Raw genomic sequence first — 19885 nt, 5'->3', positions numbered from 1 at the left:
CCTCGGATGGTTGCCCGGATCATCCCCGAAACCACGCACGGTGAACAGGGGGGCGGCGGCGAAACGCTCAGGCGGCGGGGACGCCGTCCAGCAGCGCGGCGAGCCCGGCCGCGTCGAGCAGGTCGGCGGGACGGACGGTGACCTCGGCGGAGACGTAGTGGAACGCGGCGCTGACCTGCTCGACCGCCACCCCGGCGAGCTGGGCCCATGCCAGCCGGTACGCGGCGAGCTGCACGGCGGCGAACCGGGCCTCCTCGCCGCGCGGCGGGGAGCCGGTCTTCCAGTCGACGACCTCGTATCCGCCGTCCCGGGACCGGAACACGGCGTCCATCCGGCCCCGGACCAGCCGGTCGCCGATGATGGTCTCGAACGGCACCTCGACGTCGAGCGGCTCGCGCGCCGCCCACTCCGACCGCTCGAAGCGCTCGCGCAGCGTCGCCAGGTGCGCGTCGTCGGCGGCGCCCTCGTCGGCGGCGCCGGGCAGCTCGTCGGGGTCGAGGAGGCGCTGCTGCCCCCAGCGGCCCTCCAGCCAGGCGTGGAACGCGGTGCCGCGCCGCGCGTAGGGGGCGGGCGGGCGCGGCATGGGGCGGCGGATCTGCCGCGCGAGCGCCGCCGGGTCGCGCGCCAGCGACACCAGCGACGACACCGACAGGTGCGCGGGCAGCTCGACGAGCAGGCCGTCGCCCCCGCGGCCCCGGTCGCGCTCGGCGAGCAGCAGCTCGACGTCGCGCGCCCACGCCGTCATGCGTCCCCGGTCGGCGTCGGACAGGCCGCTGTTCCCGGCCCAGTGGCGGGTGCGCCCGGCCATCTCGTCCTCGACCATGCGGGCCCCCTCGACGACCGCCTCGTAGCGCGCCCGCGCCGACACGTCGGAGCGGCCGCGCTCGCCCGGCGCGGCGGGCCACTGCGCCTCCTCCGGATCGGCGAGCAGCGGGTTGGCGGCGCCCTCCTCCGGCGGGTCGGCCCACGCGGCGACGGACCCGGCCCCCGCGAGGCAGACCGCCCGCACCTCCTCCAGGAACGGCGACGGGCCGAGCGGGCGCCCCGAGGACCCCCACCAGTAGCCGGTGGTGATCAGCAGGCTGGACGCGCGGGTGACCGCGACGTAGGCGAGCCGCCGCTCCTCCCGCAGGTCGCGCTCGGAGCACGCCTGGTCGAACGCGGAGAGGTCGTCCTTCTCCAGCCCGGTGAGCGCGGGCAGGTCGGCGCGGTCGCCGCGCAGCATGAACGGCAGGACGCGCGGGGTCGCCGTCCAGCGGGTGGCGTTCTGCGGCGGCGAAGGGAAGATCGACCCCTTGGCGGGGGAGCCGTTCTTCTGCGGCGTGAACGCCAGGCCGGGGACGACGACGACCGGCCATTCCAGCCCCTTGGAGGCGTGCACGGTGAGGAGCTTGACGCTGTCGGTCTCCCCGACCCGCCCGGCCTCCAGCCCGAACTCCTCGGTCTCGGCGGCCTTGAGGTAGGCGAGGAACGCGCCGAGCGTCGGGTCCTCGGCGTCGCCCGCGAACGTGGCGGCCGCGTCGATGAACGCGTCGAGGTCGGCGCGGGCGGTGACGGGGTCGAGCCCGGACCGCGCCGCGACCTCGATGTCGAGGCCGAGCGCGCGCTCGGCCTCGTTGACGAGGTCGGGCAGCGGCAGCCCGACCTGGCCGCGCAGGACGCGCAGCTCGTCGCGGAGGCGGCGCAGGCGCCCGTACCCCTCGGGCGAGAACGCGTCGGGGGCGCCGAGGTCGTCGAGCGCGTCGACGAGGCTGCCGGTCTCCTGGTTCAGCTCGCTGACGAGCTGCCGCAGCGGATCGTCCCCGGCCTCCCCCTCGCCGGGGGCGACGTCGGACGCGGGCTCGGACGCGGCGGTCGGCACGCTGCCGGACGCGGGGGCGAGCCCTCCGCCGGGCTCGGGGCCGGGGCCCTCCTGCGGTGCGGCGTCGGGGTCGGGGCGGGTGATGTCGCGGGCCGACTCCTGGGCCAGGGCACGGGCGCGGCGGCCGAGGGCGACGAGGTCGCGGGGGCCGAGGCGCCAGCGCGGGCCGGTGAGCAGCCGGGCGAGGGACGCGCCGGCGGTCGGGTCGTGCATGACGCGCAGCGTGGCGACGACGTCCTGCACCTCGGGGACGGTGAGGAGGCCGCCGAGCCCGACCACCTCGACCGGGATGCCGCGCGCCTCCAGGGCCCGCCTGATCAGCGGGAACTGCGACCGCTTCCGGGCGAGGACGGCCACGTCGGAGTAGTGGAGCGGCTCGGTCTGGGGGCCGCCGTCCGGGGCGGTGCCGGGGTCGGAGGCCATGAGCCCGGCGATGCGCGCGGCGATGCGGTCGGCCTCGTCCTCGACGGTGGGGAACAGGGCGCACTCGACGCGCCCGCGCCCCTCGCGCCCGGCGCCCGGGACGAGGCGGGGAACGGCCTGCGTCTCGGCGCGCAGCTCCTCCTGCACCCTGGCCGCCGCCTCCAGGATCTGCTCGCCGTTGCGGAACGACCGGCTGAGCTGGACGACCGGCGCCGCCACGGGGCGCCCCCCGGGGGCCGCCGCCGGCTGCGAGGGGAAGTCGTAGGCGAACCGCAGCAGGTTCCCGGCGCTCGCGCCGCGCCACCCGTAGATGGACTGGCACGGGTCGCCGACGGCCGTCACGGGATGCCCGCCCGCGAACAGCGACTTGAGCAGGACGAGCTGCGCCTGGCTGGTGTCCTGGTACTCGTCCAGCAGGACGACCGAGAACCGGGACCGCTCGATCATCCCGACCTCGGGGTGCTTGTAGGCGATGCGGGCCGCCAGGGCCATCTGGTCGCCGTGGTCGATGACCTCGCGGTCGGCCTTGGCGCGCCCGTACGCATCGATGAGCGGCATCAGCTGCTCGCGGACGGCGTGCTTGGCCAGGATGTCGCGCTGCGCCTTGAGCGGCTTCTTCACCACGGCGAGCCGCTCGTCGAGCCACGCGCCGACCTTGCGGACGTCCTCGGCCGTGCGCAGATGCTCCGACAGGTCGCCGGACAGCTCCATGACGGCCTTGGTGACGGTGTCGGGCTGCCATTCGATCCGGTCCATGGGGCCGTGGTAGGCGTCGACCACCCGCGAGCAGATCTGCCAGGCGACGGCCGGCGAGATCAGCCGCATCGTCGGTTCGAGCGCCTCGCGCAGGGCGTGGTCGCCGAAGAGCCGCGCCGCGTACGAGTGGTACGTGGACACCATCGGCTCGCCGTCGAACAGGGCCTCGCCGCCCAGCCGTTCGAGCTCGTCGCCCGGCAGGACCTCGCGGAGCCTGTCGAGCCGCTTGCGCACGCGCGCGCCGAGCTCGGCGGCGGCCTTGCGGGTGAAGGTGAGCCCGAGGACGCGCTCCGGCCGGACGAAGCCGTTCGCGACCAGCCACACCACCCGCGCGGCCATCGTCTCGCTCTTGCCCGACCCGGCGCCGGCGATCACCGCCATCGGCGCCATCGGCGCCTCGATCACCCGGGCCTGCTCCTCCGTCGGCGCCGGGATCTCCAGCAGCCGGGCCAGTTCTCCCGGCGTGATCACCTCGCTCCCCCCGAGCTAGTCAGTCACCCACCTGCCCGCCCTCGTCATGGACGGGGCAGCAGGAGCGTACGGGACAGGTGCGACACTTGTCGTTCGCCCTGGCCTGGAAGACGTCGCCGGCCATCCCCGTGGCGACGATCTCGACGAGCTTCTTCGGCCACTCGGGGTCGGCGTCCTCGGCGGGCGGGGGCTGCTCCTGCTCGCGCGCCTTCGCCGTGAACGCGGCCTTGCCGACCTGGATCAGCTTCGCGCCGCCCGGCTCGATCAGCCCGTGCCGCTCGAACGCGCCGAGCATCACCGCGTACTGGTACACGCCGAGCTGCGGATGCCGGGCGAGGTCGTCCTTCGGGACGGCGGTCGTGGAGGTCTTGATGTCGATGATGACGGCGCGGCCCTGCTCGTCGCGTTCGGCGCGGTCGATGCGGCCCTTGATGACGACGCGGCCGAGGTCGACCTTGAACGACTCCTCCAGCGCGACGACCTCGTTGGGGTTGTCGCGGTGCCAGGCGAGGAACTTGTCGACCATCGTCGCGGCCTGCTCGCGCTGCTTCTCCGAGTACCACGAGCTGCGGAACTCCAGGTCCTTCCAGATCTCGTCGAGGCGCCGCGCGACGTGCACCTCGTCGACGCCGTCGTCCGCGCCCGCCATCTCGGCGACGGCGTGGACCACCTTGCCCATCGTGCTGTACTCGTTGGGCCCGCCCTCCTGGGCGCCGACCGCCGAGGCGAGCAGCCAGCGCAGCCCGCACGTGGTGAACGCCTCGACCTGGGACGGCGAGATCGCGATGGGCTCGTCCTCGGCGAACGCGGGCCCGCCGTCCGACAGGGCGGTGATGGCGTACCAGTTCTCCGGCCTCGCGCCGCGCACGCCCGCGCGCGCCAGGCGGGCCAGGTGCCCGGCCGCCGCCCGCCGCAGCGGCTCCGGGCGGGCCGGGTCGCCGACGACCGAGCGCAGGTCGGCCACCAGCGCCGACAGCGACAGCCAGCGGGTCTTCTCGTCCAGCTGGGACTGCTCGATCGCGCCGGGGAGCAGCTCGTTCAGGAAGCGGGACGGCCTCTCCTCGGTGTCGTCGCCGCCGACGGCCGTCACCACGAGCCGCCTGCGGGCGCGCGTGACCGCCACGTAGAACAGGCGCCGCTCCTCGTCGAGCATCTTGGCGGCCATCGAGGCCCCGGCGGCGGCGTCCCCGTCGGGCTCGGCGCCGGCCGCGTGCTCGATCAGCTCCTCGACGCCGAGCAGCGACCCGCGCAGCCGGACGTCGGGCCAGACGCCCTCCTGGACGCCCGCGACGACGACCACGTCCCACTCCAGGCCCTTGGAGCGGTGCGCGGTGAGGATCCGGACCGCCTCGCCCTCGGGCGCCTGCTCGGCCAGCGTGTCACCGGCGATCTCCTGGGAGGCGATGTTGTCGACGAACAGCTCGGGCCCCGCCTGGGGAAGCCGGTCCACGAACCGCGCGGCGTGGTCGAACAGCGCCACCACGGCGTCGAGGTCGCGGTCGGCCGCCGCGCCGCGCGTCCCGCCCTTGACGCTCTGCTCCAGCAGCACGTCGGCCTGGCCGCTCTCCTGCCACACGGCCCACAGCACGTCCTCGGCGGTGCCGCCGTCGTGCACGCTGCGCCGCGCCACCTCGATCAGGTTCGCGATCCGCTCGGCGGGCGCGCGGACCCTCTCGTTGACCAGCACCAGCTCGCGGGGGTCGTTCACCGCCGCGACCAGGAGATCGCCCAGCGGGCGAGCCTCTTCTCGCGGCCCGCCCGACAGCTCCTCGAGGTCGCGCAGAGCGCGCTTGAGGCGGCGCATCGCGAGCGCGTCGGCGCCGCCCAGCGGCCCGGTCAGGAGGTCCTCGGCCACGACCTCGTCCAGGAAGCCCTTCTTCAGCGCCGCCCGCAGCAGGACGAGGAACGGCCGGACGGCGGGCTCCCCCACCAGCGGCACCTCGTCACCGGCGACGACCACCGGCACTCCGGCCTGGGCCAGCGCCCGCCGCAGCACCGGGACCTGCCGCACGGCGCTGCGCACCAGGACCGCCATCCGCGACCAGGGCACGCCGTCGAGCAGGTGCGCGCGGCGCAGCTCGTCGGCCACCAGCGCGGACTCCTGGCTCTCGGAGTCGGCGATGACCGCGCGCACCTCGCCCTCGTCCAGCTCCTCCACCGGCCGCAGCGCGCGGTGCTCGGCGGCGCCCGCCGACCCGGCGGGCAGCCGCCGCGCGACGCGGCGCGACGCGGTGAGGATCTCGGGCCCCATCCGGCGGCACGTCCGCAGCGCCACCACGGGCGCCGGGTCGCCGCCCAAGGTCGGGAAGCGGGCCGGGAACTCCTGGATGCCGCGCACGTCGGCGCCCCGGAACCCGTAGATCGACTGGTCCGGGTCGCCGACCACGACCAGGTCGCGCCCCTCGCCCGCGAGGTGGTGCAGGAGGGCCTCCTGCGCGGGGTCGGTGTCCTGGTACTCGTCCACGAACACCGCGTCGTAGGCGTCGCGCTCCCGGATCCGCACCTCCTCGTCCGCGAGCATGCCCGCGGCCAGGTGGATCAGCTCGCCGTAGTCGTAGGTGGGGACGGGGTCGAGCAGGAACCGGTCCACGTACCGCTCCATGAACCCGCCGATGGCGGCCCAGTCGTCGCGGCCCCGCACGCGTCCGAGAGCGGCGAGGTCTTCGGCGGCGTACTGCCGCTCGACCGCGCGCAGGGCGAAGTCGCGCAGCTCCTCGGCGAACCCGCGCGTCGCCAGGGCGGCCCTCAGCCGCTCGGGCCAGTCGCGGGCGCCGTCCGCGAGCTCGCCCTCCAGCAGCCGCCGCACCTCCAGCAGCTGCTCCGGGCCGGACAGCAGCCGCGGGGCCGGTTCCTCGTTCAGCACGGCGTCCCGCCGGATCAGCGCGTACGCGTAGCCGTGGAAGGTGAGCGCCAGCGGCGTCCGCGTCGTCCGGTGCAGGCGGCCGGTGATGCGCTCGCGCAGCTCCCCCGCCGCCTTGCGGCTGAACGTCAGGACGAGCACCCGCTCGGGGTCGACGCCGCGGTTCTCGATACGGTCGACGACCGCCTCCACGATCGTCGTCGTCTTCCCGGTGCCCGGCCCCGCCAGCACCAGCATCGGCCCGCCGGCATGCTCGACCACCCGCCGCTGCTGCTCGTCGAGCACAGGCGGGACGCTCCGCGCGGGACCCGCGCGTCGCACGAGACGGTAGGACGCAGAAGGCACAACAGTTCATTGGAACAGATCGGCGGGCCTCCTCCGACCACAACGCACCAGAGTGTCGTGAGAGACCGGCCACCGCTCCGCCGTCGGCGGGCCGGGCTACACCGCGACCTTCTCCTTGAAGGCGCGGAGGGCGGCGGCGCCCACGGCCTTGTCCTGGTCGCCGTTGCCGCCGCTGACGCCCACGGCGCCGACGACCTCGCCCTCGTGGACGATGGGGAAGCCGCCCACGAAGATCGCGAACTTGCCGGGGTGCATCCGGTCGATGCCGAACGCCTCGTTGCCGGGGAGGGCGGGGCCGTGGGGCGGCTCGTTGAACTTGTGGGTGTCGCGCTGGTGGCCGGCGGCCGTGAACGCCTTGGCGATGGCGATGTCCACGCCGGTGAGGCGGGCGCCCGTCATGCGGTGGACCGCGATCGGGTGGGCGCCGTCGTCGGCGATGCAGATCGTCTGCTTGACGCCGATGCGGCGCGCCTCCTCCTCGGCGGCGGTGAGCATGACGAGGGCGTCTTCCAGGGTGAGCCGGTGGACGGTGTGCACGGGGCCTCCAGAGGGGTATTGCCCTATTCAGGTCGGTAAAGCAGGATGTGAGGGACGGTTTCTCCAGGTCACGCCGTCCGCCACGTACCTCTTCCCACCCCGTCAGTCTCGAAGGACCGCGTCCATCGGGGCTATGTACACTTCGCCGAACGAACCCGACGGGATGTGGGCACATGGCACATCACCCTGCGATCGTCACGACCGCCGACGGGCATCTGCCCGTCGGGACGCTCCTGGCCGAGCCGCTGCTGCGCGGCACGCTCGTCGCCGGCCGGGAGGGCCTGGAGCGCGGCGTCGGCTGGTGCCTCCCGCTCTCGGAGACCCGCCGCTGCGCCGGCGACCCCGACCGCGACCTCGCCGGGGTCGCCGTCCATCTGCCGGTGACGGCGGTGGCCACGCCGGAGGAGGCCGCGGCCGTGGTGGGGGACCTCGTCCGGCGGGACGCCGCGGCGCTGCTGGCGTGGCGGCCGCCCGGGGTCGACTCCGACCTCGACGCGGCGGCGCGGGCCGCCGAGGCCGCGGGCGTTCCGCTGCTGGCGCTGCCCGCGGAGGCCGACTACCGGGCGGTGAGCCGGCTCATCGGGCAGAAGGCGCTCGCGCAGTCCGCGCACATCCTGGAGTACGGGTCGCGGGTGCACCGCACGCTCGCGGAGGTCCTCGCGCGCGGCCCGGGGGTGCCCGCCATGGCCCGCGCGGTGGTCGGGCTGTCGCACTGCGGCGTCCTCATCTGCGACGCCGACGGCGAGCGCCTCGCCTGGGAGGAGGCGCCGGGCGCCGCGCCGACGGATCCGGACGCGCTGCTGGCCGCCCTCCCCGAGAGCCTCGGGGACGACGAGGAGAGCGCTCGGGCGATCGAGGCGCGGCCGCGTCCCGACCCGGACGGCTCGCCCGTGCACGTGATCGTCACGCCGGTCCTGGTGGGCGGGCAGGTGTTCGGCCGGATGGTGATGGTGGAGCCGGCGTGCCCGCCCGACCCGCACGACCTGGCGCAGCACCGCGTGGTGGCCGAGCACGGCGCGACGCTGATCGGGTCGGAGATGCTGCGGCAGCGGTCGGTGCGGGCGGCCGAGGAGCGGGCGCGCGGCGACTTCGTGGAGGCGCTCGTCCACGGCCGGTTCGCCGACTCCCACGAACTGGGCGCGCGGGCCCGCCACCACGGCTTCGACGTGGACGGGCACTTCGCCGTGCACGTGGTGGCGGCGGCGTCGCTGCTGCCGGTCGGCCGCGACTACCTGCGCCGGACGGTGGCGGCGACGCGCACCGCGCAGAACCTCGAACCGGGCGGGTGCGCGCTGACCGCCGCGATCAGCTCGACGATCGTGGTGATCCAGCAGGTCCCGGAGCGGCGGGACCCGATCGGGCAGCGCGCGGACGCCGCCCGGTTCGCCGAGCGGCTGCACCGGGCGCTGCGCCCGCACCTCGGCGACGACCTGCGGGTCGCGCACGGCCGCCCGGGGCAGGGCGCCGCGGGGGTCGCGTCCTCGTACCACGAGGCGCGGCTGACGATGGGCCTCGCGTGGCACACCGCCGCCGAATCCGTCTGCGGCTACGACGACCTGCGGGTGTTCGCGGCGCTGAAGGACGTGGCGCGCAGCGCGGAGGCCAAGTCGTTCGCCCGCGAGACCCTGGCGCCGCTGCGCCGCGCCAACGGCGGCGACCTGGAGAAGATCGTGCTCGCCTACATCAGGACGTCGGGGAACCTGAACGCGGCGGCGCGCGACCTCGGCCTGCACCGCAACACGATGCTCTACAAGCTCGACCGGGCGTCCCGCGCGCTGCGCATGGACATCCGTTCGGCCGACGCGCAGTTCATGTTCTGGCTGGCGCACCACATCGACACGCTGACGACCGTCACCGGCACCCTCGACGACGAGATGGCCCCGCCGGCCGCCGCGCCCGGCTGATCAGGCGGGGTCGGGGCCGGCGAAGGACGCCAGCAGGCCGAGCGCGGCGGTCGCGGCGCACACCGCGAACATGACGCCGAAGGCGGGGGCCTGGTCCAGGACGGCGCCGACCCACGCGGCGCCGAGGGCGGAGCCGCCGAAGCGCAGCAGGTTGAACAGGCCGAGTCCGGCGCCGCGGCGGCCGGCGTCCGAGCGGGTGGCGCCGGTCGCGGCGGGCGTCTGGACGAACGCGACGCCGGCGCCGGTCAGGGCGAGCGCGGCGAGCAGCCACGGGACCGTCCAGGACGCGGCGAGGACGGCGGCGACGAGCCCCTGCCCCGCGATGAGGACGAGCAGGCCGCCGCGCAGCACGGCGCGCGGCGACAGCCGTTCCATGAGGACGCCCGTGACCGGCCCCAGCACCGACATCACGACCGGCAGGCTCAGCAGGACGGCCCCCGCGTACAGGGTGCCGGTGTGGCGCTGCGTGGTCAGGTAGACGGGGACGGCGAGCAGCGTGGCGCCCAGGCAGAACATCTGCGCGAGGACGCTGAGGCACGAGCGCAGGTAGCGGGCCTCCAGCAGCAGCCGGGGCGGCAGGAACGCGTCGGGCCGCCCGCGCGAGGACGCGGCGTAGGCGGCGGAGGTGAGGAGGCCGGCGAGCACGCCGCCCCAGACGAGCGGCGAGGTCGCGCCGAGGGTCGCGGCGGCGGAGGTGGCGCCGAGACCGAGCCCGGCGGCGAGGGTCAGCAGGGCCGCGCCGCGCCAGTCCAGCGGGACGCGCCGCGCCCGCCCCGCCGGGACGAACCGGACGGCCAGCGCCGCGGCGGCGGCGCACAGCGGCACGACCGGCCAGAACACGGCGTGCCAGCCGAACCAGGTGGCCAGGCCGCCGCCGAGCGTGGGCCCGGCCGCCTGGCCGACGCCGTTGGCCGCCGCCCACAGCCCGAGGGCGCGGCCGCGCCGCCCGCCGCCGAACAGCGACGCGATCAGCGCCATGACGGCGGGCAGCATCGCGGCGGTCGCGACGCCCTGCACGGCGCGCATCGCGACCAGGGAGGCCAGGTCGCCGGCGAGCCCCGCGCCCGCCGAGCCGATCCCGAGCAGCAGCATCGCGGCGAGGAACACCCGGCGGGGGCCGCAGCGGTCGCCGAGCCACCCCGACAGCGGCAGCAGCACGGCGAACGGGAGCGTGAACCCGACGACGACCAGGGTGCCGGAGGAGATCGACGCGTCCAGGTCGCGCAGGATCAGCGTCAGCGGGACGTTGACGATCGTGTTGGCGACGGTGCCGGTGAACGTGCCGAGCAGCAGCGGGACGAGCGCCGTCCACGGCCCGCGTCCCGCGCCGCGCCCGTCCCCCGGGTCAGGCTCGGCCAACGGGCCGCCGCCGTCGGGGCCCGCCGCCCGCGGCGTCCTCCGGGGGGAGGTGCACGAGGATCTCCCCGTCCTCCTCCTTCACCGGGTACACCCTGATCGGCCTGGTCGCGGGCGGGGTGATCGGCTCACCGGACCCGAAGTCGAAGACGCTGCCGTGGCACGAGCACAGCAGCCCGTCCTCGGTGACCCGCCCGGACGACAGCAGGCAGTCCAGGTGGGTGCAGTAGTTCGACATGGCGTGCACCTCGCCGTCCCAGCGGGCGACGGCGACCTCCGCCTCGCCCACGAAGAAGCGGCGGACGACGCCCTCGGGCACCTGCCCCGAGCGGGCCACGCGCTGGTATTCCATCGGTCGCTCCTAGCTGAGTGTGTCGAGCAGGTCGGTCAGGTCGGCGTCCTCGTCGCGCAGGGCGTCGGCGTCCACGGCGGCCTCACAGGCGATCAACTGCCGGGCGATCGCGAGGTCGCCGCCGCGGTCCACCGTGAACGCGGCGCGCAGCACACCGCCGGCGAGGTAGAACGCGATGAAGTCGTAGTCCTCGACGCGCCCCCGGACGACGAGCCGGTCGGTGCCCTCGCCGTGCCCCGCGTGTTGGACGGCGTGACCGAACTGGTCGGACCAGAACCACGGCGGAGCCGTGTGCGCCGACGCGCCGCCGAGGATGTTCTTGGCCGCCGCCATGCCCTGCGCGTTGGCGTTGTCGAAGTGCTCGGCGCGGACGTGCCGCCCGAGGGTCGGCCGCCACTGGCAGGCCACGTCGCCGGCGGCGTAGACGCCGGCCACGCGGGTGCGGCAGTACTCGTCGACCGCGATGCCGCCGGACGTCTCGATCCCGGCGCCGGTGACGGGCTCGACGTTCGGGACCATCCCGGCGCCGACGACGACCACGTCCGCCTCCAGGGCCGTCCCGCCGCTGGTGGTGACGACGGCGCCGGACGCGGTCTCCTCGTACCGCTCGACCTTCTCGCCGGTGCGCAGGTCGACGCCGTTCGTGCGGAGCATCGCGGCCATCACGTCGCCCATGAACTCGCCGACGACGTGCCCGAGCGGCCGCCCGGCCTGCTCGACGATCGTGACGTGCGCGCCGCGGTCGAGCGCGGTGGAGGCGACCTCGCAGCCGATGAACCCGGCGCCGATCACCACGACCCGCGCGCCCGGCCGCAGGTCGGCGCGGAGCCGGTCGGCGTCGGCGACGGTGCGCAGGTGGCGGACGCGCTCGCCCTCGACGCGGGGAAGCCGCCGGGGGCGCCCGCCGGTGGCGATGAGCAGGGCGTCGCCCCGGAGCGCGGTGCCGTCCGCCAGTTCCAGGGCCCGCTCGGCGGGACGGATCGCGGCGGCCGCGACGCCGAGCCGCAGCTCCACGTCGTTGGCCTCGCACCACTGCGGGGTGAGCAGGCACAGCTCGTCGCGGTCCTGCTCCCCCGCCAGGTACTCCTTGGACAGCGGCGGTCGCTGGTAGGGGGCCTCGTGCTCGGCGCCGACGAGCGTGACGCGGCCGTCGAAGCCGCGGCGCCGCAGCGTGCGGGCGGCGACCGCGGCGGTCTGCCCCGCCCCCGCCACGATGACATCTCTCATGAGGGGTGCTCCTCGGAAGGGATCCTCGGCCGCGGGTCGACGTAGACGTCGTCGCCGTCGACGCGCACGGCATGGCTCGGCTGGCACTCGTCCCGGCCCTCGATCTCGCCGGTCTCCGGGTCGACCACCCACTGGTGCCCGGGGCAGATGACCCGCCCGTTCAGGACGGCCCCCTTGGACAGCGACCGCTGCTTGTGGACGCACACGTCGTCCAGCGCGTAGACGTCGTCGCCGACCAGGAAGAGCGCGATCCGCCGTCCCCCGACGGTCACCGCGAGGCGCCTGCGCCTGCGCACCTCGGCGAGCGCGGCGGCCCGCACCCACTCGCCCGTCTGCTGCTCCACGGTCGTCCTCCCTGCTGGATGGCCGGCGGCGGGGCGGGGGCGCCCGCCCCGCCGCCGGGCCGGACTCGGATCAGGCGCTGACCAGGTCGGGCTTGACGTAGGTGTCGTAAAGGCCCTGCGTGTAGGAGAACCGCATCTCCGCGCCCCACCGGCACAGCCGGAGGCAGCGCTCCTGGAGCTCCGGCGTGTCGGCGTGGTCGAGGACGATCTGGTAGCCGCGCTCCCCGTGCACCACGTCGGAGGTGATGTGCAGGTCGAAGAACTCGATCTCGTCCTCGGTGAACCCGTACACCTCGCGCAGCGGCACGATCTGCTTCTTGTAGATGCTCGGCACCTGCGACTCCAGGCCGACCACGAGGGCGGCGGTCGCGACCACGAAGTGCTCGCGCATCGCGACCGCGTAGCACCACGCCTGGAGGCCGCGGGTGATGGCGTTCATGTTGGACGGGTCCTCGACGCGCTCGCGGGTGGTGCCGCACGCCTCGGCGAACCGGATGAGGAGGTCGGTGTGCCGGATGTCGGCGAGCTCCTCCTCGTACATGTTCTGGAGCGTGAAGTCCTTGGCGCCGGTGAACTCGTCGGGCGTGTTGGCGTAGACGTAGGCGAGGTAGTCGGCGAACGGCCCCACGTAGTGGTAGTGGTTCTCCGCCCAGCGGGCGAAGTGCTCGCGCTTCAGCTCGCCGTCCGCCCACGCCTTGCTGAACGAGGCGTTCTTGGCCTCACGGCCCTTGATCGCGTTCTGCAGCTCGGCGCGGAACGCGTCCTTCGACAGCAGCTCTGCCATTTCCTGATCCCTTCTCGGGTTTCTTACCGGGGTGAGATGTAGACGCTTTTCTCTTGCGTGTAGAAGAGCATCATCGAAGGTCCGGCCTGCTCTTTGAACGTCTGCGTACTGGATTCCTTGAGCCCGCCGAACGGCACCGTCATCGCCATTCCGGAGGTCGGCTGGTTCACCTTCACCAGGCCGCTTTCGGAGCGCCGCGCGAATTCCAGCGCCCGGCCGGTGTCGCGGGTGACGATCCCGGCCGACAGCCCGTAGTCGGTGCCGTTGGCCAGCGCGACGGCCTCGTCGAGGCCGGACGCCCGCTGGAAGGCCAGCACCGGCCCGAAGATCTCCTCGCGGGCGATCCGCATGGCCGGCGCCACCGCGCCGAAGACGGCCGGCCGCACGAAGTACCCGTCGCCGGGGAGGCGCCGCCCGCCGGTGACGAGCTCGGCGCCCTCCTCCTCGCCGATCCGCACGTAGTCGAGGAACTTCTCCAGCTGGAAGTCCGCGGCGAGCGGCCCGAGGTCGACGCCGTCGTCCAGGCCGTTCCCGACGGTCAGCGCCTCGGCGGCGCGCGCCACGCGTTCGAGCAGCTCGTCGTGGACGGCGTCGTGCGCGATGACCCGGCTCGTCCCGGTGCACGCCTGCCCGGACAGCCCGAACGCGCCCTTGACGATGATCTGCGTGGCGCGTTCCAGGTCGGCGTCGTCCAGGACGACCACCGGGTTCTTGCCGCCCATCTCCAGCTGCGCGCGGCGCGACGGCCCGACCGCCGCGTGGACGGCGCGGCCGGCCCGGGTGGAGCCGGTGAACGTCACGGCTTTGACGCGCCCGTCCGCCGCCAGCGCGGCCCCCGCCTCGGCGCCGCCGTGCACCAGCGCGATCGCGCGCGACGGCAGCCCGCCCGCCAGCAGCGCCTCCACGAGCCGCTGCGCCAGCAGGGGCGTCACCGGGCTCGGTTTGAACACCACCGCGTTGCCGGCCGCGAGGGCGGGCCCGATCTTGCGGGACGGGATGTTCAGCGGGAAGTTCCAGGGCGTGATCGCGCCCACGACCCCGACGGGCTCGCGCCGCGTGTAGACGATCCCGCCGTCGCCCGCCGGGTGGCTCTGGCCGGTGATGCGGTGGGCCTCCCCCGCGTAGAAGCGCAGGTTCCGCGAGGTGCGGGACACCTCCATGGCCGCCTCTGCGCGCGTCTTGCCCTCTTCCCGCACCAGTTCGGAGACGAGTTCGCCCGCGCGCTCCTCCAGCCACCGCGCCGCCGCCTCCAGGACGTCCGAGCGCTTGTCCGCGGAGGCCTCGGCCCATTCGGCGGCGCCCTCGACCGCTCCGCCGACGGCGGCTTCGACATCGGCGGCCGACGACTCGGGGAACTCCCCGACGATCTCGCCGAGTTCCGCCGGATTGCTTCGCCGGAACGTCATGCCGTCCTTCGCCGGGCGCCATTCGCCTCCGACGAGATTCAGCCCCTCATGCATGGTCGCTCGACTCCTTCTCCGGGTCACCGGCGATCGCCGTGAGCTCGACTTCCACGGGTGCGCCGCCGGGGAGGGCGCGGACGCCGACGGCGCTGCGGGCGGGGCGGCCGAGCCTCGGCGCCAGCGCGTCCAGGGCGGCCGAGGCGCCGTCCGCGACGGCCGACAGGTCGGTGAACCCGCCGGCGCAGGCGACGTAGACCGTCATCCGGACCCACCGCCGGACGCGGCCGAGGTCTCCGTCCGCGACCGCTGCCACGGCGTTGCGGGCGGCGAGAGCGGCGGCCTCGCGCGCGGCGGGAACGTCCAGGTCGCGGCCCACGAGGCCCGTCACGGTCAGGCGGCCGTCCCGGCGCGGTGTCATCCCCGCGCCGGCGACCAGGACGTCGCCCGGGCGGATCGGTACCGCCACCGCCGGGACGTAGGCGCCCTGGGGGCGGGGCATGGCGGGAAGCTCAGACACCGAGGGCCACCCCGTCCTGGCGAGGGTCGGACGCGCCGAGGAGGGCGCCGTCCGCGACGGAGACGATCTGGGCGCTGCCGCCCGCGTCCCACGCGCCCTGGACGGCGACGTCGTGCCCGGACGCGCGGAGCGCCTCGATGCGTTCCGCCCCGAGCCGGGACTCGACGCGCAGTTCGGGCGGGCTTTCGAGGACGTCGGCGTCGCTGCCCGGATGGACGGTGAAGCGCGGCGCGGCGACGGCGGTCGCGGGGTCATGGCCGTGGTCGAGCAGGTGGGACAGCAACTGGGCGTTCCACTGGACCTGGCCGTCCCCGCCGGGGGTGTTGCCGACGTGCAGGAGACCCCCGGAGGAGCCGGTGACGAGCCAGGCGTTCAGTGTGTGCAGCGGGCGGCGGCGAGGACGGACCTCGTTGGGATGCCCGTCGATGAGGTAGGCGCCGCGGCCGAGCCGGTTGTTGAGGACGATGCCCGTCCCCGGGACGGTGACGCGGGCGCCGAAGGTGAAGGCGAGCGAGTGGATGAGGCTGACCGCGCGGCCCTCCGCGTCCACGGCGACCATGGAGGTGGTGTCGCCGCCCGCGGGGACCGGCGACGGGAGGCCCGCCGGGAGGTCGCCGGCGTCGAGGCGGGCGCGGGCGGCCTCCAGCGCGGACGGCGCGAGCAGCCCGCGCCAGTGGTCGCTGCCGTCGCCGCACCCCGCGAACCGGTCGGCGAAGGCGACGCGGGCGGCGGACGCCAGCCGGTGGACCGCCTCAGCCGACAGCCACGGCAGGCCGGACAGGGCGCCGTCGCAGAGGCCCGCCTGCTGCGCCACCATCCAGCCGGGCGTGGGCGGCGGGGTCAGGTGGACGGTCGTCCCCCGGTAGTCGCAGGTCAGCGCCGCTTCGGGGACCGACCGGCCGCCCGCCATCCATTCGTAGCCGGAGAACGGCGCCCCCGCGTCGACGAGGGCGTCCACGGAGCGTTCGGCGAGGGCGCCGGAGTACAGGTCGGCGGGGTCGTCCGCCAGCCTGCGGAGCGAGGCGCCGAGGTCGCGCTGGACGATCGGCTCGCCGACGGCGGGCACGCGGCCGCCGGGAAGGAACACCTCGGCCGTGCCGGGGTCGCGGGCCAGCGCGTCGCGGCGCTCGACGATGTCGGCGCACGTCTTGCGGGTGCAGGGCAGGCCGTCCTCGGCGGCGGCGATCGCGGGCGCCCACAGGTCGGGCAGCCCGCGGGAGGCCGAGTCGGCGTGCAGGGCGGCGAGCGCGGCGACCGCGCCGGGGGTCGCGACGGCGAGCGCGCCCTCCAGCGGGACGGCGGCCAGGCCGCGGTCGCGGTAGAAGGCGGGCTCGCCGCCGTCCGGGCCGAAGCCGCTGCCGCCGAACGCGGCGACGCTGCCGTCCGGGCGGCGCAGCAGGGCGAACGCGTCGCCGCCGGCCCCGCACTGGCCGGGCAGCGCGAGCCAGGACAGGGCGGCCATCGCCAGCGCGGCGTCCACGGCGTTCCCGCCGCCGGCGAGGATCCGCGCGCCGAGCAGGCTCACCGCCGGATGGCTGGAGGCGACCATGCCGCCGGACGCGACGGCCGGGCCGCGATCCGGGAGGCCGAAGGGGCTGCGCTCTGACATGCCGCCAGTGTCGGCGGCCCCCGATCAGCGCCGATACGGATCGATCGCCGAAGATCCGGCAGATTCCTTGGGCACCGTGCACACCGGTCCCGCACACCGCTGCTTCGCTCGCCGGACGACCGGCATGGTGCACAAAATGACCAAGCGCGTAGTGTGCACGTTCCTCATTGTTCACCTCGGACCGATCGAGCAGATTCTCTGCAATCGTTGCGCCCGTCGGCCTCGCAGAGGGCGCGTACAGGGAGGAGGCGTCCTTTGGAAGCCGCTCACTGGATCTATCTGTCCGGAATCGTCGTCATCATCGCCGTCATGATCGCCCGCAAGAACGTCGTCATCCCCGCGGTGGCCGCGACGTTCCTCACCGCCTGGGTGTTCACCGGAAGCCTCGTCACGGGACTGGAGTCCATCTTCAACGCCAGCCTCACCGCGGCGTCCGAGCTGTTCAGCATCTTCCTCATCATCGCGCTGGTCACCGCGCTGCTCGGGTCGCTGCGCGCGCTCGGCGCCGACCGCCGCATGGTGGAGCCGTTCCGCGTCGTCATGCGGTCCGGCCACTCCGCCTTCTGGGTGCTCGCCGCCGTCACCTACGCGATCAGCCTGTTCTTCTGGCCGACGCCGGCGGTGCCGCTGATGGGCGCCATCCTGCTGCCCGCCGCGATCGCCGCGGGGCTGCCGCCGATCGGCGCGGGCGTCGCGATCGCGATCGCCGGGCAGGGCATGGCGCTGTCCAGCGACTACGTCATCCAGGTCGCGCCCGGCCTGTCGGCGAAGGCCGCCGGGGTGGAGACCGGCGCGGTCGCCGACCGCGCCATGGTGCTGTCCCTCATCACCGGCCTGGTCGCGCTCGGCATCGGCTACCTGATGACGCGCTCGGAGTTCCGCGGGCCCGACGCGGCGCTGCTCGAACGCTGGGAGGCCGGGGAGTCGGAGCTGGAGGCGCCGGCGCCGCGCCGCTCGCTCATCCGCGTGCTGCCGCGGCGGCGCGTCCTGCAGCCGGAGCCGGCCGCGGCGGGCGGCGGGGACGGCGGCGTGGCCGTTCTCGACCACGGGCCCGGGTCCGGGCCGGGCGGTGGCTCGCCCACCGTGCCCGGCCCCCGTTCCGGCGGGCCCGGCGACGCGGGCGAGGCGTCTGACGAGATGACGCGGCGGGCGCTGTCGTCGATGGACGGCGGCGACGAGCCGGGCGCCGACTGCCCCAGGCGGTCCAAGGCGTTCGCCGCGATCGTGCCGCTGGCCCTGATCGGGCTCGTCGGCTACATGATGCTGGGCAAGTTCACCGGGCTCGTCCCCGAGGTGGTGGGCGGGGACGCCGCCGCGCTCGTCGGCGGGGTCGCCACGGCGCTGCTGCTGGCCGCCGCGATCGCCAAGGACGGGCGGGGCAGCCTGGAGCGGTGCGCCGACCACATCGTGGACGGTCTGGTCTTCGCGATGAAGGCGATGGGGGTCGTGATCCCGATCGCCGGGTTCTTCTTCATCGGCAACGCCGACTTCGCCGGGAAGATCATGGGCATGGAGGAGGGCGCGCAGGCGCCCGGCTTCCTGTTCGACGCCGTCGTCCGGATGCAGGACGCGATCCCCGACAGCCAGTACGTCGTCGGCTTCGGCGTGCTGGTCATCGGGATGGTCACCGGGCTGGACGGGTCCGGGTTCTCCGGGCTGCCGCTCACAGGATCGCTGGCCGGCTCGCTCGGCCCCGCCTCGGGCGTGGACCCGGCGCTGCTCGCCGCGATCGGGCAGATGGGCTGCATCTGGGCCGGCGGCGGCGTGCTGATCGCCTGGTCGTCGCTGATCGCGGTGGCCGGGTTCGCCCGCGTCCCGGTGCTCGACCTCGTCCGCCGCTCGTTCCTGCCCGTGATCGCCGGACTGGTCGTCGCCACGGTCGCCGGTCTGATCATCTACTAGGGAGCATGGTGACCGCGTCCTCCGGCCTGTCCGATCCCGCCCCCGCCGCCGCGCCCGCCGCGGCGGCGGGGGGCCCGCCGCCCGGCGCCGCCCTCCGGCGGCGCGCCGTGCTGCTGGTGCTGCTCACCTTCGGCGCCGGGACGACCGACGTCGTCGGGTTCCTCGGCATGGAGAAGGTCTTCACCGCGAACATGACCGGCAACATCGTGCTGTTCGGCCTCGCCGCCGGCGAGGGGAACGGCGCCGACCTGGCCCGGTGCGGCGCCGCGACGCTCGCGTTCGCGCTCGGCCTGCTCGCCGGGTTCCTCATCGCGGGACGCGCCGCGGCCGGGCGGGTGTGGCCGCCCCGCGTCACCGCCGTCCTGGCGTTCGTGCTGGCGCTGCAGACCGCGTTCCTCGCGGGCTGGGCCGCGGCGGGCGCCGAGCCGCACGGCGCCGGGCTGCTCGCCCTCATCGCCCTGTCGTCGGTGGCGATGGGCGCGCAGACGGCCGCGGCGCGCAGCATGTCCGCCGACGGGATCACGACCACGTTCGTCACCGGGACGCTGACCTCGATGATGGGCGGTCTCGCGGTGGGGCGGGGCGCGGCGGCCGGGCTGCGGACCGCGGTGATCCTCAGCCTCGCCGCCGGGGCGGCGGTGGCGGGCGCGCTGATGACGCGCGCCCCCGTCGCGGCCGCGGCCGTCAGTCCCGCCGTGCTGGCCGTGGTGATCGCCGGCGCGTTCCGGCTGCACCCCGCCCGGACGTCCTAGGGCCTGTCTCGAAGTGGCTCCGGTCAAGCGCGCGAACGCGTGACCTGGCCGGTGGAGCGAAGCCGGAGGCGAGCGGAGCCGGGCGGATCGCGAAGCGATGCCGCGTTCGCCCAGTACCGGTCACGTAGCGAGCCGCCAGGCGAGCGAAGTGGGCCGGGACTGTGAAAACACAGCCTAGGGGCCGTCCCAGCGGGCGCGGGCCATGTCGACGCGGCGGCCGTCCGGGCGCAGCGGCGTCCCCTCGGCGCGGTAGTTCTCGTGAGCCTGGAGCTCGTGGCCGCTCGGCGGGTTCCCGTCCGCGCGGATCACCCGCCACCACGGGACGGCGCCCCCGTACAGCGACATCACGCGCCCGACCTGCCGCGGCCCGCCCCGCCCGACCAGCTCGGCCACGTCGCCGTAGGACAGGACGCGGCCCGGCGGGATGCGCTCCACCGCGTCCAGCACCGCCTCGGCGTACTCGTCAGGTTCCGACCACATCC

General features: G+C 75.1%; 15 protein-coding genes. 3 read left to right on the top strand and 12 right to left on the bottom strand.

What is annotated here, in order from left to right; translation table 11 throughout:
• Nucleotides 1-67: 67 nt before the first annotated feature.
• The 3 genes from AB0C84_RS23620 to AB0C84_RS23610 all read right to left on the bottom strand — a co-directional run bounded on the left by AB0C84_RS23620 (nt 68) and on the right by AB0C84_RS23610 (nt 7253).
• Nucleotides 68-3511: an ATP-dependent DNA helicase gene (locus AB0C84_RS23620; protein WP_361069988.1), complete on the bottom strand. Its 3444-nt coding sequence runs from the start codon at nt 3509-3511 to the stop codon at nt 68-70.
• A 19-nt stretch (nt 3512-3530) separates the two neighbouring features.
• Complete coding sequence (locus tag AB0C84_RS23615; protein ID WP_179843681.1) at nt 3531-6656, bottom strand: ATP-dependent DNA helicase; 3126 nt, start codon at nt 6654-6656, stop codon at nt 3531-3533.
• 156 nt (nt 6657-6812) lie between these two features.
• A complete protein-coding gene (locus AB0C84_RS23610; RefSeq protein WP_361069984.1) occupies nt 6813-7253 on the bottom strand; it encodes a heme-binding protein in 441 nt (146 codons plus the stop codon).
• Between the two features lie 173 nt (nt 7254-7426).
• On the opposite strand from AB0C84_RS23610, the gene AB0C84_RS23605 reads away from it, so the two are divergent.
• Nucleotides 7427-9157, top strand: coding sequence for a helix-turn-helix domain-containing protein (locus AB0C84_RS23605; protein WP_361069981.1), 1731 nt, complete (start codon nt 7427-7429; stop codon nt 9155-9157).
• Here AB0C84_RS23605 and AB0C84_RS23600 read toward each other — a convergent pair whose 3' ends face one another.
• The 8 genes from AB0C84_RS23600 to AB0C84_RS23565 form a co-directional block, all read right to left on the bottom strand.
• Nucleotides 9158-10516 (bottom strand): MFS transporter, encoded by a 1359-nt coding sequence (locus tag AB0C84_RS23600; protein WP_361069978.1) that lies wholly within the window; start codon nt 10514-10516, stop codon nt 9158-9160.
• Complete coding sequence (locus AB0C84_RS23595; protein ID WP_361069975.1) at nt 10503-10865, bottom strand: non-heme iron oxygenase ferredoxin subunit; 363 nt, start codon at nt 10863-10865, stop codon at nt 10503-10505. Before AB0C84_RS23595 ends, AB0C84_RS23600 begins: the two co-directional genes overlap by 14 nt.
• Nucleotides 10866-10874: 9 nt before the next feature.
• Nucleotides 10875-12092, bottom strand: coding sequence for an FAD-dependent oxidoreductase (locus AB0C84_RS23590; protein ID WP_361069972.1), 1218 nt, complete (start codon nt 12090-12092; stop codon nt 10875-10877).
• A complete protein-coding gene (locus AB0C84_RS23585) occupies nt 12089-12436 on the bottom strand; it encodes a Rieske 2Fe-2S domain-containing protein (RefSeq protein WP_361069969.1) in 348 nt (115 codons plus the stop codon). The genes AB0C84_RS23590 and AB0C84_RS23585 overlap by 4 nt, the downstream gene beginning before the upstream one ends.
• A 70-nt stretch (nt 12437-12506) precedes the next feature.
• The gene (locus tag AB0C84_RS23580) at nt 12507-13220 is read right to left on the bottom strand and encodes an iron-containing redox enzyme family protein (protein WP_361069967.1); all 714 of its coding nucleotides are present in this window, start codon (nt 13218-13220) and stop codon (nt 12507-12509) included.
• A 23-nt stretch (nt 13221-13243) separates the two neighbouring features.
• Nucleotides 13244-14680: an aldehyde dehydrogenase family protein gene (locus tag AB0C84_RS23575; RefSeq protein WP_361069964.1), complete on the bottom strand. Its 1437-nt coding sequence runs from the start codon at nt 14678-14680 to the stop codon at nt 13244-13246.
• Nucleotides 14673-15140: a RidA family protein gene (locus AB0C84_RS23570; protein ID WP_361069961.1), complete on the bottom strand. Its 468-nt coding sequence runs from the start codon at nt 15138-15140 to the stop codon at nt 14673-14675. Before AB0C84_RS23570 ends, AB0C84_RS23575 begins: the two co-directional genes overlap by 8 nt.
• Complete coding sequence (locus AB0C84_RS23565) at nt 15133-16749, bottom strand: gamma-glutamyltransferase (protein ID WP_361069958.1); 1617 nt, start codon at nt 16747-16749, stop codon at nt 15133-15135. Before AB0C84_RS23565 ends, AB0C84_RS23570 begins: the two co-directional genes overlap by 8 nt.
• Before the next feature lie 255 nt (nt 16750-17004).
• Between AB0C84_RS23565 and AB0C84_RS23560 the strand changes: the two genes are divergently transcribed.
• Nucleotides 17005-18651 (top strand): hypothetical protein, encoded by a 1647-nt coding sequence (locus AB0C84_RS23560; protein WP_361069955.1) that lies wholly within the window; start codon nt 17005-17007, stop codon nt 18649-18651.
• Nucleotides 18652-18656: 5 nt separating this feature from the next.
• Entirely contained in the window at nt 18657-19403 is a 747-nt protein-coding gene (locus AB0C84_RS23555) for a YoaK family protein (protein ID WP_361069952.1), read from the top strand.
• A gap of 174 nt (nt 19404-19577) precedes the next feature.
• Here AB0C84_RS23555 and AB0C84_RS23550 read toward each other — a convergent pair whose 3' ends face one another.
• Entirely contained in the window at nt 19578-19883 is a 306-nt protein-coding gene (locus AB0C84_RS23550) for an MGMT family protein (protein WP_361069949.1), read from the bottom strand.
• Nucleotides 19884-19885: the final 2 nt, after the last annotated feature.

Origin of the sequence: Actinomadura sp. NPDC048955 (assembly GCF_040649435.1) — a bacterium.
GTDB classification, from domain to species: domain Bacteria; phylum Actinomycetota; class Actinomycetes; order Streptosporangiales; family Streptosporangiaceae; genus Spirillospora; species Spirillospora luteofluorescens.
Note: the sequence above shows the minus strand (reverse complement) of the source record. Positions and strands in the feature narration are given on the sequence as shown.